The organism is Streptomyces sp. NPDC031100 (genome assembly GCF_055570785.1).
The window spans coordinates 301,793-316,170 of sequence record NZ_JBVIGN010000003.1 but is presented as its reverse complement, the minus strand read 5'-3'; the positions used below and the strand labels follow the sequence as shown (position 1 = coordinate 316,170).

The following is a 14,378-nucleotide window of genomic DNA, read 5'->3' as shown; positions in this document are numbered from 1 at the left end:
TCGTGGGTTCGGCCGGCGCCGGAACAGGAACTTCGTGGCGCGCCCCGGTCACCTGCGGATCGTGCGCGCGTACCGCGATCAGGGCACGCTCCGATCGGCGCTGTGGCGCACCGAGAACTTCGGCAAGGCGACAACGCAGGCGACGGTCCGCGCCTTGCTCGTGGGGGAGGCGGACTGGCCGGTTGCGTAGGCCCAGCCGTACGTATCCGCTACGTATCTGTGCAGAGTCGCTGCCTGGTACGCGGCGCCCCACTCGGATGCGCCACCGCGAGCAGTAGCAGGCGGGCGCGCCGCTTCTGGACTTGCCCGAGAGAAACCGATGCGCACGGTCGGTTAACGAGTTCGAGTGGTTCTTCTCGCCAGTGGTGTCCTCGAACCGGCCGGATCAAGCAGGCTGACCTGCCGTAACACCCTTACGGAAGGACGCCGTTGAGCACTGGAAGTGATGCCGACAAACAGACCGCCGAGCCGGATGAGGAGCTGCGGTTCCGGTCCACGACCGCGACCGTGTTCCAGCGGAACAAGGTCACCACCTGGTCCATGGCCCGACGCTTGCCCCAGCTCGTACGCCGCGCCCTCACCCTCGCCTGGCGCATCGACCGCAACGCCGTGGCCGTCCTCCTCGCCTGCCAGGCCCTCTCAGCCGCCCTGGAAGCCTTCGGGCTGGTCGCCACCACCAGCACCATCACCGCCCTGATCGCCTCCGGTCACATCCAGGACCGCCTCACCGGCGCCCTCCCCGCGATCAGCGTGCTCGCCGCCGCAGCCGGCGCACGCGCGCTCCTCGGCATCGCCATCACCAACGTATCCAGCCGCCTCTCGCCCCGGATCTCCCGGGAAGCCGAACTGGAGATGATGAACGCCGCGGTGGCCGCCGAACTCACCGCCTACGACCAGCCCGGATTCAACGACAAGTGGGAGAACGCCGACCGGGGCGCCGACGTCGCCCAAGACCTCATCACCGAGTCGCAGCAGCTCATGTCCTGCCTCGCCTCGATCATCGCCGCGGCCGGAGTCCTCACCACCCTGCACCCCGTACTGCTGCCCCTGCTGTTCCTCGCCGTTCTCCCGCAGGGCATCGCCAGCATGAAGGGCGCCCGCGTCCACTACGAGTCCAGCCGGCGCATGTCGGCCGAACGCCGCACCCTTCACCTGCTGCGCTGGTACATCGTGGACAAGGACATTGCCGACCAGCTCCGCTCCGGCACCATGGCCGACTTCCTTCTCGGCCGCTACCGCGCCATCGGCGCCCGCGTCGACGCCGTCACCGACCGCGCTGTGCACCAGGGCGCCCGCTACGCCCTTGTCGGAGCCCTCGCCGGAGGGGCCGCCTCGGCGGCCGTCTGGACCGCGCTCGGCCTGCTGCTGGCGACCGGTCACCTGTCCGTCGCCTCCGCCGGCACCGCGGTGTTCGCCCTGCGCACCATCGGCTCATCCCTGCGTGGCATGGTCGGCTACGGCACCAAGCTGTTCCGCACCGGCCTGTACTTCGACGACTGGGTGGAGTTCGTAGAAGAAGCCGGCGGACACCGCATCGACCGGGGCACCGGCACCCCCTCCGCCCCCACGGTGGTCAAGGCCGAGAACCTGACCTACTTCTACCCAGGCGCCGACAAGCCTGCGCTCGACAAGGTCACCCTCGAGGTCCGGCGCGGAGAGGTCCTCGCCCTGGTCGGAGAGAACGGTTCCGGGAAGACCACCCTGTCCAAGCTCCTCACCGGGCTCTACCTGCCCACCGAAGGCCACGTGACGTGGGACGGCCGCGACGTCGGCGACCTCGACCCGGCCACCCTGTGGAAGCAGACCGCCGTCGTACCCCAGGACTTCGCCCACTGGCCGCTCTCGGCCCGGGAGAACATCACCCTCGGCCAGCCCCACGGCGGCGACCAGACCGTGCACCAGGCTGCCGAACGCTCCGGCGCACACGAAGTCGTCGCGGATCTCCGCAGCGGGCTCGACACCCTGCTGGCCCGCGAATGGTTCGGCGGTGTCGAGCTCTCCGGCGGCCAGTGGCAACGCATCGCCATCGCCCGTGCCTTCCACCGCCCCGCCGGTCTCCTCGTCATGGACGAACCCACCTCGGCCCTGGACGCCCGCGCCGAACACCGCATCTTCACCGGCCTGCGTGACGTCGCCCAGGACCGCGCGGTCGTTCTCGTCACCCACCGCCTCGCCAACGTCGCCATCGCCGACCGCATCGTGGTCCTCGACCACGGCCGGATCATCCAGCACGGCACCTTCAACGAACTGGTCAAGGCCCCAGGACTCTTCCGGGAACTCTGGCAACTCCAGAACGACCGAGGCATCCCCGCCCAACGCACCGAGAAAGAACAGACCGCATGACCAGCGAAAGCCGCCGCATGACCTTTCCCGACGACTACGAGTGCGCGGGCTCGCCCCGGGCCGCCGCACGCCACCGCCTACCTGCACCAGGGAGAAACCGCATGACCCCGCCGGACGACTGGGCGACCATGACCGCCCTCGCCGCCCACTTCAACGCCACCGACGAAGCCCTCGGCCTGGACCCCGAACAAGCTCACACCCTCCAAGTCCTCAAGATCGGAGAGGAGTTCGGCGAAGCCGCTCAAGCCGTCATCGGCGCGCGTGGCACCAACCCGCGGAAGGGGAACTCCCACACCTGGGACGACGTGCACGCCGAGGTTGCCGACGTGGCGATCACCTCGCTCGTCGCCCTGGCCCGGATGCGTCCCGACGCTGCCGCCTACTTCGCCGCTCAAGTCGCTCTCAAGGCAGCGGCCTTCCTGGAAGGGGACCGCGCCCGTGCCTGAGTGGATGCCCCGAGAGGAGTGGGTGCGCACCCTGCCGCAGGTGATCGTGGCCGCGTGCGTGATGGTCCTCGACCCCGACGACCGGATGCTCCTTCTCCGCTACGGCAGCGGCCAGCCCGGCAGCGGGAACTGGTGGCTGCCCGGAGGCATGCTCGACCACGACGAAGACCCCATGGCGGCAGGCAACCGGGAGATGCTCGAAGAGACCGGCGTCGACCTGAAGGGCGAACTCCAGCTCATCGGCATCGACTACCGCAACAACGTCGGCGGCACCGGCCCCGTGATCGACTACTTCTTCCACGGCGGCGTCCTCGTCCCGAGCCACCCCATCAACCTGAGCCCCGAGCACGACCAGCACGCCTTCGTACATCCGACGGAACTCGACGGCATCCTTCTCGCCGCCCACCGCCGGACCCTCACCGCCCTGCACGGCGCAGCTGTGTCCGGTACCACCGTTTACCTCCACGAAGGACAGCCGCCCTCAGTCAAGGCCAATGCCGATACGCTGCGTGACATTTAGGTCGGGTGGTTTGTCGGTGGCGGGGACGGCTCGGCGGGGGTGGCGGGCGGCTCGCGGTTGGATGCCGGGTGTGCCGGAGGGGTGGGAGGGGTGTGTGACCCCTCCCACCCCCGCTATGTGTCTGACCGCTTTTGAGCAGGTCGTATCGAACTCTTTCGGGTTGGTCGGGTCATTGCGGCACGGTTATCGGTCTGTCGTACGAAGCCTCATACCAGAGCGGGACCATCTCCGGGTGACTTTGTCAACTGCCCAGCGCACATGATGCGCAGGCGACTACTGTGAGTGTCCGGATGGCAGCCCGACGGACCAGTACGAGGACGCAGATGTCTCACCTCCGTGCACCGGCCGCCCGTGCCGACCGCCGCGAGGGCGGACGACACGGACGACCGGTCGCCCGACCCGCTCCCGCACTGCCCGAGACGCACATACGGCCTCAGCTCATGCGGCTCGCCGTGCTCCCGCCCGTCGCGGTCGCGCTCAGCGCCAGCGCGGCGGTGCTGTTCAGCATCCGCTCCACCGGCGTACGCCCCGGTCTCACCCTGTGGGCCGTGCTCGCCGGAGCGGTCGCGGTGACCGCCGCGGGCATCCTGATCGCCGCCGTCGCCGCCGACCGCACCGCCCGCGTGGTGAGCGAACGCCTCGGCGCCCTGCGGCGCAGCGCCGCCCGCGGCGAGGCCGATCTGCGTGCCCTCGTCGAGGCGCTGCGCCACGGCGAGACCCCGCCGCAGCGGGGGCAGCGCCGCCGGCCGCCCGAGGACGCCGACGAGTTCGAGCTGCTCGCCGCCGACCTGGCCCGCGCGTACGACGGCGCCGTCACCGCCGTCGTGCAGGCGGCCCAGCTGTCCAGCCAGGCGGGCAGCGAGCAGAAGCTCGAGGTCTTCGTCAACCTCGCGCGGAGGCTCCAGTCTCTGGTGCACCGGGAGATCTCGATCCTCGACGACCTGGAGAACGAGATCGAGGACCCCGACCTGCTCAAGGGCCTGTTCCACGTCGATCACCTGGCCACCCGCATCCGGCGGCACGCCGAGAACCTCGCCGTGCTCGGTGGCGCCGTCTCCCGCCGGCAGTGGAGCAACCCGGTGAGCATGACCGAGGTGCTGCGCTCCGCCATCGCCGAGGTCGAGCAGTACTCCCGGGTCAAGCTGGTGCCGCCCATCGACGGCGAACTGCGCGGCCACGCCGTGGCCGACGTCATCCACCTGCTCGCCGAACTCGTCGAGAACGCCACGGTGTTCTCCGCGCCGCACACCCAGGTCCTGCTGCGCGCCAACCTCGTCACCTCCGGGCTCGCCGTGGAGGTCGAGGACCGCGGACTCGGCATGCCCGTCGGTGAGCAGAACAAGATGAACGCCCTGCTCGCCGACCCCGACCAGGTCAATGTCGCGAGCCTGCTGGCCGACGGCCGTATCGGTCTCTACGTCGTCTCCCAGCTCGCCCGGCGCCATGGCATCACCGTGCGGCTGCAGACCAACATCTACGGCGGTGTGCAGGCCGTACTCGTCGTCCCGCAGGCGCTGTTGGGTTCGGCGCCCCCGCCGGCGCCGAGGGCCGACGGAGCCGTGTCGCAGCCCCAGGATCCGGCAGTCACCGGGCCGTCGTCGGGGCCGTCTCCCCAACACCCGCACACAGCCAGTGGTGTTCGGTCCGCTGGCCATGGCGTACCCGCGCAGAGTGGTGGAGCCGACGGAGGGCACGCCGGTGCGAGCCGGGCGGGCAGTGCGGGCAGTGCGAGCGGTGCAGGCGAACAGGTCCCGGCCACCGGTCGGAGGCGGCACGCGCAGCGCGGATCCGGACGGAGTGGCGCTGACGACACCGGGACCGTCGCGTGCTCGCCGCCCCCGCTCCCCGTGCGCGGCACCCACGAGCAGCGCGCCAACCCGGCCGAGGCCCTGCCCGGCATCAGCGCGGTGGACCGGGCGGTGGTCGAGGCCCACGCCGGCACCCTGCCCACCCCGCGCAGCGGCGCGGTCCGCGGCACCATGGGCAAGCCCCAACTGCCCCGCCGTCGCGCCCAGGAGCACATCGTTCCCCAGCTGCGCGGCGGCCCGGCTCCCCGTCAGGACGGCGATGTCGTCGCAGGTCACGACCCCGGCCTGATGGCGGCCTTCCAGCGCGGGATCGGACTCGCCGAGGCACAGCAGAACATGGAGTCGTCCTACGAGGATTCGCCGAGTGTGGAGTCCACACAGGGGGCGCCCGGGCACCTGGAGTCAGCACACATGGGCTCTGCACACATGGGCTCCACGCACATGGACTCTCGGAACGCGGACCCCGTGGGTCCGGCACACATGGCAGCACCGGCCACGGCCTTGCCCCCTGTGCGCCCAGCACATGGCGACGCCGACCCCCTGGGCGCCCACCTCACGAACGCGCACGCCATGGACGCGCACGCCATGGACGCGCACGCCATGGACGCGCGCCGCACGGACACGAACTCCATGGACGCGAAGTCCATGGGCCCGCACCCCATGGACAGGCCGAACCCCCTGGCCCCAGCGCCCATACCCCGCTCGCACATCCACGCGCCCGCATCCGAGGGCATCGGCCGGACCGACGGGAGCGCACCGGCCGGATGACCACCCTCTTCAGTCCCTTGCTCACCCCCACCCCCAGCGCTCCCGCAGACCTTCGTACCCCAAGGAGTCGATCCACCATGGCCAGCGATGCGCCGACCGCCCAGGTATCCGACCTCGACTGGCTGCTGAGCGGCCTCGTGCAGCGCGTACCCCACACCTCCAGCGCGGTGCTCCTGTCCTGCGACGGACTGGTGAAGTCCGTGCACGGCCTCGACGCCGACAGCGCCGATCACATGGCGGCCCTGGCCTCCGGCCTGTACTCCCTCGGCCGCAGCGCGGGCGTCCGGTTCGGTGACGGCGGGGACGTCCGCCAGGTCGTCGTCGAACTCGACTCGACGCTGCTGTTCGTCACCACCGCCGGCTCCGGCACCTGCCTCGCCGTGCTCGCCGGCCGCGAGGCCGACGCCGCCGTGCTGGGCTACGAGATGGGGATGCTGGTCAAGAGCGTCCGCCCGTACCTGGTGACCGCGCCCCGGCAGCACGCCGTCGAATCAACGGCGATGAGGCCTTGAGCGTGGCCGCAGCCGGCGACGGACCGTGGCTCGACGACGCGGCCGGGCGGCTGGTGCGCCCGTTCACCGTCAGCAACGGCCGCACCAAACCCAGCATCGCCCTCGATCTGATGTCGCAGGTGATGGCCACCGGAGTCACCCCGCTCGGCTACCTCGGCCCCGAGCACGCCCAGGCACTCGACCTGTGCCGGGCGCCCGTCTCGGTGGCCGAGGTGGCCGCGCATCTGAAACTGCCCGCCGTGGTCACGAAGGTGCTGCTGTCGGACCTCGTCGACTGCGGGGCGCTGACCACCAAGCCCCCCGCTTTCCACCACAACCCCACTGACCGGTCTCTGTTGGAGGCAGTGCTCGATGGACTACGACGACAGCTCTGACCCGTTCCCGACCGCTCTCAAGATCCTGGTGGCGGGCGGGTTCGGGGTCGGCAAGACGACCTTCGTGGGAGCGGTCAGCGAGATCGCCCCGCTCAGCACCGAGGAACTGCTCACCACGGTCAGCGCCGCCACGGACAACCTCGACGGCATCGAGAACAAGGTCGAGACGACGGTCGCCATGGACTTCGGCCGGATCACCCTCGACCCGGAGCACGTCCTGTACCTGTTCGGCACGCCGGGGCAGGAGCGGTTCTGGTTCATGTGGGACGAGCTGTCGGAAGGGGCGCTCGGCGCGGTCATCCTCGCCGACACCCGCCGCCTGGAGGAGTGCTTCGCGGCGGTGGACTTCTTCGAGGAGCGCGGCCTCGCCTTCATCGTCGCCGTCAACGAGTTCGACGGCGGCTACCGCTACGACCCGGAGGAAGTGCGCGCGGCCCTCGACCTCGACCCCGGGATCCCGGTCGTCCGCTGCGACGCCCGCATCTCCAGCTCCGGGGTGCAGACCCTGCTCACCCTCGTACGCCACCTCATCGCCCACACCCCCGCGCCCGCGCCGAGCCACGGCGCCCACATGTGACCCAGCCACACATCCCATGGAGCCGCCCCATGAGGTACGCCCACAGCGCCGGAGCCCGGCCATGAGCTACGAGCCGTCCCGTCCGGTCCGGGGTCTGCTGCTCACCCCCGAGGACAAGGAGGCCCCCGCCCGCATCTCCCGACTGCGCCGACTCGGGCTGGGGGAGCGGCCCGAACCCGCCCTGGACGCCTTCGCGGACCATCTCGCGCAGCTCACGGGGGCGCCGTACGCCATGGTCAACTTCATCGGCGAGCGCCACCAGTTCTTCGCCGGCCTGCGCGCTCCGCTGACCGCGCCGGTGGTCCGGGAGGACGGCAGCAGGCCCGAGGTGGGCCGTGTCCTGCCGCGCGACCATGGCTTCTGCCCCCATGTGGTGGTCCGCCGCAAGGCCCTGGTGCTGGAGGACGTCCGCGACTATCCCCGCTTCGCCGGCAATCCGGTCGTGGACGAGTACGGCATCCGCTCCTACCTCGGCGCCCCGGTCATCGACAGCTATGGCATGGCGCTCGGCACCGTGTGCGCCGCCGACGTCGCGCCCCGGGCCTGGGGGCGGTCGGGACTGGACACCATCAAGGCGCTGGCCGCCGAACTCGCCGTACGCATCGAACGGTCCGCGGACGACGGGCTGCCGATCTGAGGCGTCCCAGGGACGGGACGCGGCGCGCATCCGGGAGGCGTGAAGGAAAGCTGAGGCGGTGATTAAGAAAAGCTCGATGGACCCCGGCCCGCGCATACGGCAGATTGCAGGGTGATTCCACCCCTCTGACCCGCTGCGGGCTTCTTCGGCATGCCCGTGGCCGGGACCTCACCCCCAGGGAGCCGTACCGATGAAGGCGCTGGTCAAGGAGAAGGCCGAGCCAGGGCTCTGGCTCACGGACGTGCCCGAGCCCGTCATCGGCCCCGGTGATGTGCTGATCAAGGTCATGCGGACCGGTATCTGCGGCACCGACCTGCACATCCGGGCCTGGGACGGCTGGGCTCAGCAGGCCATCCGCACGCCGCTCGTGGTCGGGCACGAGTTCGTCGGGCAGGTCGTGGAGATCGGCCGGGACGTCGCCGACATCAGGGTCGGTGACCGGGTCAGCGGCGAGGGCCACCTGGTATGCGGCAAGTGCCGCAACTGTCTGGCCGGCCGCCGGCACCTGTGCCGGGCCACGGTCGGCCTCGGCGTCGGCCGGGACGGCGCGTTCGCCGAGTACGTCGCGCTGCCCGCCTCCAACGTGTGGGTGCACCGCATCCCCCTCGACCTCGACGTGGCCGCGATCTTCGACCCGTTCGGCAACGCCGTGCACACCGCGCTGTCCTTCCCGCTGGTCGGCGAGGACGTCCTGATCACCGGCGCGGGCCCGATCGGTCTGATGGCCGCCGCGGTGGCCCGGCACGCCGGCGCCCGCAACGTCGTCATCACCGACGTCAGCGAGGAACGCCTGGACCTCGCCCGCAAGATCGGCGTGAGCCTCGCCCTGAACGTCTCCCGGACCTCCATCGCCGACGGCCAGCGGGAGCTGGGCCTGCGCGAGGGCTTCGACATCGGCCTGGAGATGTCCGGCCGAGGCGAGGCCATGCAGGACATGATCGCCAACATGACGCACGGCGGCCGGATCGCCATGCTCGGCCTGCCGTCCCAGGAGTTCCCGGTGGACTGGGCCCGGATCGTCACCTCGATGATCACCATCAAGGGCATCTACGGCCGCGAGATGTTCGAGACCTGGTACGCGATGTCGGTCCTGCTGGAGGCCGGCCTCGACCTCGCCCCCGTGATCACCGGCCGGTACGACTACCGCGACTTCGAGGCGGCCTTCGCCGACGCGGCGAGCGGCACCGGCGGCAAGGTCATCCTCGACTGGACTGCGTAACTCTCGTACAGCCTTAGGAGCTTCCTCATGTTCACCTCTGTCCGCGACGACCTGCGCGCCACCCTCGACGAGATCCGCGCCGCCGGCCTGCACAAGCCCGAGCGGGTCATCGACACCCCGCAGTCCGCGACCGTCAACGTCAGCGCCGGCGGCCGACCCGGCGAGGTCCTCAACTTCTGCGCGAACAACTACCTCGGCCTCGCCGACCACCCCGAGGTGATCGCGGCCGCCCACGAGGCGCTGGACCGATGGGGCTACGGCATGGCCTCCGTGCGCTTCATCTGCGGCACCCAGGAGGTGCACAAGGAGCTGGAGGCGCGGCTGTCCGCGTTCCTCGGCCAGGAGGACACGATCCTCTACTCCTCCTGCTTCGACGCCAACGGCGGTGTCTTCGAGACCCTGCTCGGCGAGGAGGACGCGGTGATCTCCGACGCCCTCAACCACGCCTCCATCATCGACGGCATCCGCCTGTCCAAGGCCCGCCGCTTCCGCTACGCCAACCGCGACCTCGCGGACCTGGAGGCCAAGCTCAAGGAGGCGACCGAGGGCGGCGCGCGGCGCAAGCTCGTCGTCACCGACGGCGTCTTCTCGATGGACGGCTACGTCGCCCCGCTCGGCGAGATCTGCGACATCGCCGACCGCTACGACGCGATGGTCATGGTCGACGACTCGCACGCCGTCGGCTTCGTCGGCCCGAGCGGCCGCGGCACCCCCGAGCTGCACGGCGTCATGGACCGCGTCGACATCATCACCGGCACCCTCGGCAAGGCGCTCGGCGGCGCCTCCGGCGGCTATGTCGCCGCCCGCGCCGAGATCGTCGCCCTGCTGCGCCAGCGCTCCCGCCCGTACCTGTTCTCCAACACCCTGGCCCCGGTGATCGCCGCCGCCTCCCTGAAGGTCCTCGACCTGCTGGAGTCGGCCGACGACCTGCGCGTGCGGCTCACCGAGAACACCGTGCTGTTCCGCAGCCGGATGACCGAGGAGGGCTTCGACATCCTCCCCGGCGACCACGCCATCGCGCCCGTCATGATCGGCGACGCGGCCAAGGCGGCCCGCATGGCGGAGCTGCTGCTGGAGCGGGGCGTGTACGTGATCGGCTTCTCCTACCCGGTCGTCCCGCAGGGCCAGGCCCGCATCCGCGTCCAGCTGTCCGCCGCGCACTCGACCGAGGACGTCAACCGTGCCGTGGACGCGTTCGTGGCGGCCCGCGCGGAGCTGGAGGCCTGATCGGTACGGCGGGAACGGGAGACACGGTCTGCGCGGCCCGATCGGGTGTCCTGATCGGCGCGGACACCTTGAGATAATTGATCCATGATCGAAGCGCGGCGGCTCCACATCCTCCGTGCGGTGGCCGACCACCGCACGGTCACGGCGGCGGCAGCCGCGCTCTATCTCACCCCCTCCGCCGTCTCCCAGCAGCTGGCGGCCCTGGAGCAGGAGACCGGCCACCGCCTGGTCGAGCGCAGCGCCAAGGGCGTCCGGCTCACCCCGGCCGGCGAGATCCTGCTCAACCACACCAACGCGGTGCTCGCGCAGCTGGAGCGGGCCGAGGCGGAGCTCGCGGCCTACGGTTCGGGGGAGGCCGGGACGGTCACCGTGGCCGCCTTCGCGACGGGCATCGCGCAGGTGGTGGCGCCCGCCGTGGCCCGCCTCTCGGCCTCGGCGCCCGGCATACGCATCCACGTCCAGGACGCCGAAGGCGATGCCAGCCTGCCCATGGTGCTCGACCGGCAGGTGGACGTCGCGGTCGCCGTCGAGTACCGCGGCGCCCCGCCCGCCGACGACCCCCGGCTCACCCACGTCCCCTTGTACGCCGAGCCGTTCGACGCGGTCGTCCCGGTCTGCCACCGCCTCGCCGACGTCCCCGAGGTGCCGCTCGCCGAGCTGGCCAAGGACGTGTGGATCGGCCCGTACCCCGGGAACCCCTGCCACGACGTGGTCGTCCTCGCCTGCGAGAGCGCCGGGTTCCAGCCCCGCCTCGAGCACTCCTCCGACGACTTCCGCGCCGTCGTCGCCCTGGCCTCGGCCGACGCGGGCGTGGCCCTCGTACCGCGCTCGGCGCTGCGCGGCATGGACCTCACCGGCGTGGTCGTCCGCCCCGTCGACGGCGTGGCCCCGACCCGCAGGGTCTTCGCGGCCGTACGGCGCGGAGCCGAGGGCCACCCGCTGATCCGCCAGGTGCTCGAGGCCCTGGTGGAGGCGGCGGCTCAGGCGTGAGTCTTCCGTAACAAGCCCGTCTCATATCCGGGATAGCGTGCCGGATATGAGAATCGAAGGTCCTGACCCCGTCGACACCCGGATCGGCGCCCGGCTGGCCGCGCTGCGGGCCGAGCACGGCTGGTCCCTGGGCGAGCTGGCTGAGCGCAGCGGAGTGAGCAGGTCGACCCTGTCCCGGGCCGAGCGCGCCGAGATCAGCGCCACGGCGGCCCTCCTCAACCGCCTCTGCCATGTCTACGGACGCACCATGTCCCAGCTGCTCAGCGAGGTCGAGGCCGAGCCCGCCCCGCTGGTACGGGCCGCCGAGCAGCAGGTCTGGCAGGACCGCGCCTCCGGGTTCGTCCGCCGGTCCGTGTCCCCGCCGCACGCCGGTCTGCGCGGCGAACTGGTCGAGGGCCGGCTCGCCCCGGGCGCCGACATCGCGTACGACCGCCCGCCCGTGCCCGGCCTGGAGCAGCATCTGTGGGTCCTCGACGGCGCGCTGGAGGTGACCGTCGGCGACACGGACCACCGCCTCGACCCCGGCGACTGCCTGCGGATGCGCGTCTTCGGACCGACGAGGTTCCGCTGCACCGGACCCGGGGAGGCACGCTATGTGCTGGCGGTGGTGCGGCCGTGAGGGTGCTGCGCTGGAACGACGCTCACATACGGGACGGCAGCGCCGAGTTGGCCGGCCTGCTGGCCGACACCGTGGCCGGGGGCGCCTCGGTCGGCTTCCTCGCCCCGCTCGGGGAGGCCGAGGCCGCCGTCTGGTGGCGGGAGCGGGCCGACGCCGTTGCCGCCGGACGGCTGGCGGTGTGGGTGGCCGTGGACGGCACCGGCCGGGTGGCGGGCACGGTGAGCCTGGCCCTGCCCGACAAGCCGAACAGCCGCCACCGCGCCGAACTCGTGAAGCTGATGGTGCACCGCTCCACGCGCGGACAGGGCCTCGGCCGCAGACTCCTGACCACCGCCGAGCACGCGGCCGCCGCCACCGGCATCACCCTCCTCCACCTGGACACCGAGACCGGCAGCCCCGCCGAGCACCTCTACCGCTCGGCCGGCTGGACCCCGGCCGGCACCATCCCCGACTACGCGGCCGACCCGTCCGGCACACTGCGCCCGACGACCCTCTACTACAAGCGGGTGGGCTCACCGACCGGATGACCCTCGACCAGGAGGAACCGTCGACCGGGTGACTGTCAGTGGCAGGGGCTACGGTGCGTGGCATGCCCGATGCTGAAGACGTACGCCGAATCGCCCTGTCCCTGCCGGACACCACGGAGAAGATCGCCTGGAGCATGCCCACGTTCCGGGTGGCCGGGAAGATGTTCGCCACGCTCCCGGAGGACGAGACGTCCATCGCCGTGCGCTGTCCCAAGGAGGAGCGCGACGAACTGGTCATGGCCGAGCCGAAGAAGTTCTGGATCGCCGACCACGAGGCCCAGTTCGCCTGGGTGAGAGCGAGACTCGCCGCCCTGGAGGACGAGGACGAGCTGCGCGACATCCTCGCCGACTCCTGGCGCCAGGCCGCCCCGCCCCGACTCCTGGATGCCTACCCCGAGTTGGGCATGCCCGGCGGCCGCTGAAAATCCATCGGCGGGTGCCGGGGCGGCGTGGCATGATCCCGCGCGGCGGGGACGCCCCGGGGGCAGGGAGGGGAGCACACGAGTGACCGGTACGGACGCACGGCGAGACCTCACCGACCGGGCCAGGCGGAAGACCGGCACCGATCCCGCGACCCCGGCTGTCTGGTCGAGGGACTTCGCCCTGTTCTTCGTCGCCCGGGCCGTCGCCCGCCTCGGCGACACCATGCTGCCCGTGGCCCTCGCCGCCGGTCTGCTGGAGCACGGGTACGGAGCGGGCGCGGTCGGCCTCGCCATGGCCTCCTCGGCCGCCTCCTTCGCCGGGCTCGTCGTCTTCGGCGGGGTGATCGCGGACCGGTTCAGCACCCGCAGGCTGATGATCGGCGCCGACCTGGTCCGGCTCGTCACCCAGTCCCTCGCCGCCGGCCTGTTCTTCGCCGGGCACGTGGTCCTGTGGCAGATCTGCGCGATCGGCGTCGTGGGCGGTATGGCCGGAGCCGTCTTCCAGCCGGGCGTGGCCAGTACGGTGCCCCGGCTCGCCACCGACATCCAGGGCGCCAACGGAGCCATCCGCATCGCCGAGTCGGCCGCGCAGCTCGCGGGCCCGGCCGTCGCCGGCCTCCTGGTCGGCTTCGCCTCGCCCGGCGGTGTGTTCGCCGCGCACGCCGCCACCTACGCCGTCAGCGCGCTGTGCCTGCTGCTGCTCCGGCTGCCCCCGCTCCCTGCGGGCACCCGCACCACCGGTCCCGCCCTGCGCGCCTTCCGTGCCGATCTGGACGAGGGCTGGCGGGAGTTCCGGTCGCGGACCTGGCTGTGGGGCGTGATCGCGGTGTGGTGCGTGTACATGATCGCCGTATGGGGACCGACGGTCCCGCTGGTGGCCACCGAGGTCGTCCAGCAGCACGGCCCCCGCGCCTACGGCCTGGTCAACTCGGCCCTCGGCGCCGGCACCGTGATCGGCGGCCTGCTCGCCCTCAGACTGCGCCCCGCCGCATGCTGCGGGCCGGCGCGTTCGCCCTGTTCGCCTTCTTCGGCTTCCCGGCGGCCGTCGGCGCCGGACTCGGCGTGCCCGCCATGGCCATCGGGGCGGCGGTGGCGGGGGCCGGGATGTCGTTCTGGGGCGTGATGTGGGCGACCAGCGTGCAGACCCAGGTGCCGGCCGACGTCCTCAACCGCATCCACGCCTACGACGTGGCCGGCTCCCTCGCGATGATGCCCGTGGGCCAGGCCCTCGCGGGCCCGGCGGCCGGAGCCTTGGGCGCCGATCACGTCCTCCTGGTGTCGGCCGCGACCAGCCTGGTCGTGGCGGCGGCCCTGCTCTCGGTCCCCGCGATACGGGGGCTGGTGCGAGCCGACGGGCAGGCGCTCACGCACTGAGCAGGGGATCGGTCG

14 protein-coding genes and 1 pseudogene are annotated in these 14,378 nt (G+C 71.6%); all 15 read left to right on the top strand.

Annotated features, from left to right (window positions below; all coding sequences use genetic code 11):
* Window positions 1-429 precede the first annotated feature (429 nt).
* Window positions 430-2,343 (top strand): ABC transporter ATP-binding protein, encoded by a 1,914-nt coding sequence (locus tag ACZ5DS_RS09260; protein WP_468235434.1) that lies wholly within the window; start codon window positions 430-432, stop codon window positions 2,341-2,343.
* 101 nt (window positions 2,344-2,444) lie between these two features.
* The gene (locus ACZ5DS_RS09255; RefSeq protein ID WP_468235432.1) at window positions 2,445-2,789 is read left to right on the top strand and encodes a MazG-like family protein; all 345 of its coding nucleotides are present in this window, start codon (window positions 2,445-2,447) and stop codon (window positions 2,787-2,789) included.
* Window positions 2,782-3,309, top strand: a complete 528-nt coding sequence (locus ACZ5DS_RS09250) for an NUDIX hydrolase (protein ID WP_468235431.1) — start codon at window positions 2,782-2,784, stop codon at window positions 3,307-3,309. The genes ACZ5DS_RS09255 and ACZ5DS_RS09250 overlap by 8 nt, the downstream gene beginning before the upstream one ends.
* A gap of 323 nt (window positions 3,310-3,632) precedes the next feature.
* Window positions 3,633-5,885, top strand: coding sequence for a sensor histidine kinase (locus ACZ5DS_RS09245; RefSeq protein WP_468235429.1), 2,253 nt, complete (start codon window positions 3,633-3,635; stop codon window positions 5,883-5,885).
* 77 nt (window positions 5,886-5,962) lie between these two features.
* Window positions 5,963-6,397: a roadblock/LC7 domain-containing protein gene (locus tag ACZ5DS_RS09240; protein ID WP_468235428.1), complete on the top strand. Its 435-nt coding sequence runs from the start codon at window positions 5,963-5,965 to the stop codon at window positions 6,395-6,397.
* Between the two features lie 2 nt (window positions 6,398-6,399).
* Window positions 6,400-6,771, top strand: a complete 372-nt coding sequence (locus tag ACZ5DS_RS09235) for a DUF742 domain-containing protein (RefSeq protein WP_066990450.1) — start codon at window positions 6,400-6,402, stop codon at window positions 6,769-6,771.
* Window positions 6,749-7,348, top strand: coding sequence for a GTP-binding protein (locus ACZ5DS_RS09230; RefSeq protein ID WP_468235426.1), 600 nt, complete (start codon window positions 6,749-6,751; stop codon window positions 7,346-7,348). The genes ACZ5DS_RS09235 and ACZ5DS_RS09230 overlap by 23 nt, the downstream gene beginning before the upstream one ends.
* A 61-nt stretch (window positions 7,349-7,409) precedes the next feature.
* A complete protein-coding gene (locus ACZ5DS_RS09225; protein WP_468235424.1) occupies window positions 7,410-7,985 on the top strand; it encodes a GAF domain-containing protein in 576 nt (191 codons plus the stop codon).
* A gap of 190 nt (window positions 7,986-8,175) precedes the next feature.
* Window positions 8,176-9,204: an L-threonine 3-dehydrogenase gene (gene tdh / locus ACZ5DS_RS09220; protein WP_468235423.1), complete on the top strand. Its 1,029-nt coding sequence runs from the start codon at window positions 8,176-8,178 to the stop codon at window positions 9,202-9,204.
* 27 nt (window positions 9,205-9,231) lie between these two features.
* The gene (locus ACZ5DS_RS09215; RefSeq protein WP_468235422.1) at window positions 9,232-10,431 is read left to right on the top strand and encodes a glycine C-acetyltransferase; all 1,200 of its coding nucleotides are present in this window, start codon (window positions 9,232-9,234) and stop codon (window positions 10,429-10,431) included.
* An 84-nt stretch (window positions 10,432-10,515) separates the two neighbouring features.
* Entirely contained in the window at window positions 10,516-11,421 is a 906-nt protein-coding gene (locus tag ACZ5DS_RS09210; protein WP_468235420.1) for a LysR family transcriptional regulator, read from the top strand.
* Between the two features lie 46 nt (window positions 11,422-11,467).
* Window positions 11,468-12,040 carry a helix-turn-helix domain-containing protein gene (locus ACZ5DS_RS09205; RefSeq protein ID WP_468235419.1) on the top strand — a complete coding sequence of 191 codons (573 nt, stop codon included), beginning with the start codon at window positions 11,468-11,470 and terminating at the stop codon, window positions 12,038-12,040.
* A gap of 2 nt (window positions 12,041-12,042) precedes the next feature.
* The gene (locus tag ACZ5DS_RS09200; RefSeq protein WP_468236380.1) at window positions 12,043-12,567 is read left to right on the top strand and encodes a GNAT family N-acetyltransferase; all 525 of its coding nucleotides are present in this window, start codon (window positions 12,043-12,045) and stop codon (window positions 12,565-12,567) included.
* Window positions 12,568-12,629: 62 nt separating this feature from the next.
* Entirely contained in the window at window positions 12,630-12,989 is a 360-nt protein-coding gene (locus tag ACZ5DS_RS09195; protein ID WP_468235418.1) for an MmcQ/YjbR family DNA-binding protein, read from the top strand.
* A gap of 82 nt (window positions 12,990-13,071) precedes the next feature.
* Window positions 13,072-14,363, top strand: a pseudogene (locus ACZ5DS_RS09190) (MFS transporter).
* Window positions 14,364-14,378: the final 15 nt, after the last annotated feature.

Excerpts from the sequence above, each read along its gene's own strand:
- ACZ5DS_RS09255 (WP_468235432.1), top strand. The coding sequence starts at position 2,445 with ATGACCCCGCCGGACGACTGGGCGACCATGACCGCCCTCGCCGCCCAC.
- ACZ5DS_RS09245 (WP_468235429.1), top strand. The coding sequence starts at position 3,633 with ATGTCTCACCTCCGTGCACCGGCCGCCCGTGCCGACCGCCGCGAGGGC.
- ACZ5DS_RS09240 (WP_468235428.1), top strand. The coding sequence starts at position 5,963 with ATGGCCAGCGATGCGCCGACCGCCCAGGTATCCGACCTCGACTGGCTG.
- ACZ5DS_RS09230 (WP_468235426.1), top strand. The coding sequence starts at position 6,749 with ATGGACTACGACGACAGCTCTGACCCGTTCCCGACCGCTCTCAAGATC.
- ACZ5DS_RS09225 (WP_468235424.1), top strand. The coding sequence starts at position 7,410 with ATGAGCTACGAGCCGTCCCGTCCGGTCCGGGGTCTGCTGCTCACCCCC.
- tdh (WP_468235423.1), top strand. The coding sequence starts at position 8,176 with ATGAAGGCGCTGGTCAAGGAGAAGGCCGAGCCAGGGCTCTGGCTCACG.
- ACZ5DS_RS09215 (WP_468235422.1), top strand. The coding sequence starts at position 9,232 with ATGTTCACCTCTGTCCGCGACGACCTGCGCGCCACCCTCGACGAGATC.
- ACZ5DS_RS09210 (WP_468235420.1), top strand. The coding sequence starts at position 10,516 with ATGATCGAAGCGCGGCGGCTCCACATCCTCCGTGCGGTGGCCGACCAC.
- ACZ5DS_RS09205 (WP_468235419.1), top strand. The coding sequence starts at position 11,468 with ATGAGAATCGAAGGTCCTGACCCCGTCGACACCCGGATCGGCGCCCGG.
- ACZ5DS_RS09195 (WP_468235418.1), top strand. The coding sequence starts at position 12,630 with ATGCCCGATGCTGAAGACGTACGCCGAATCGCCCTGTCCCTGCCGGAC.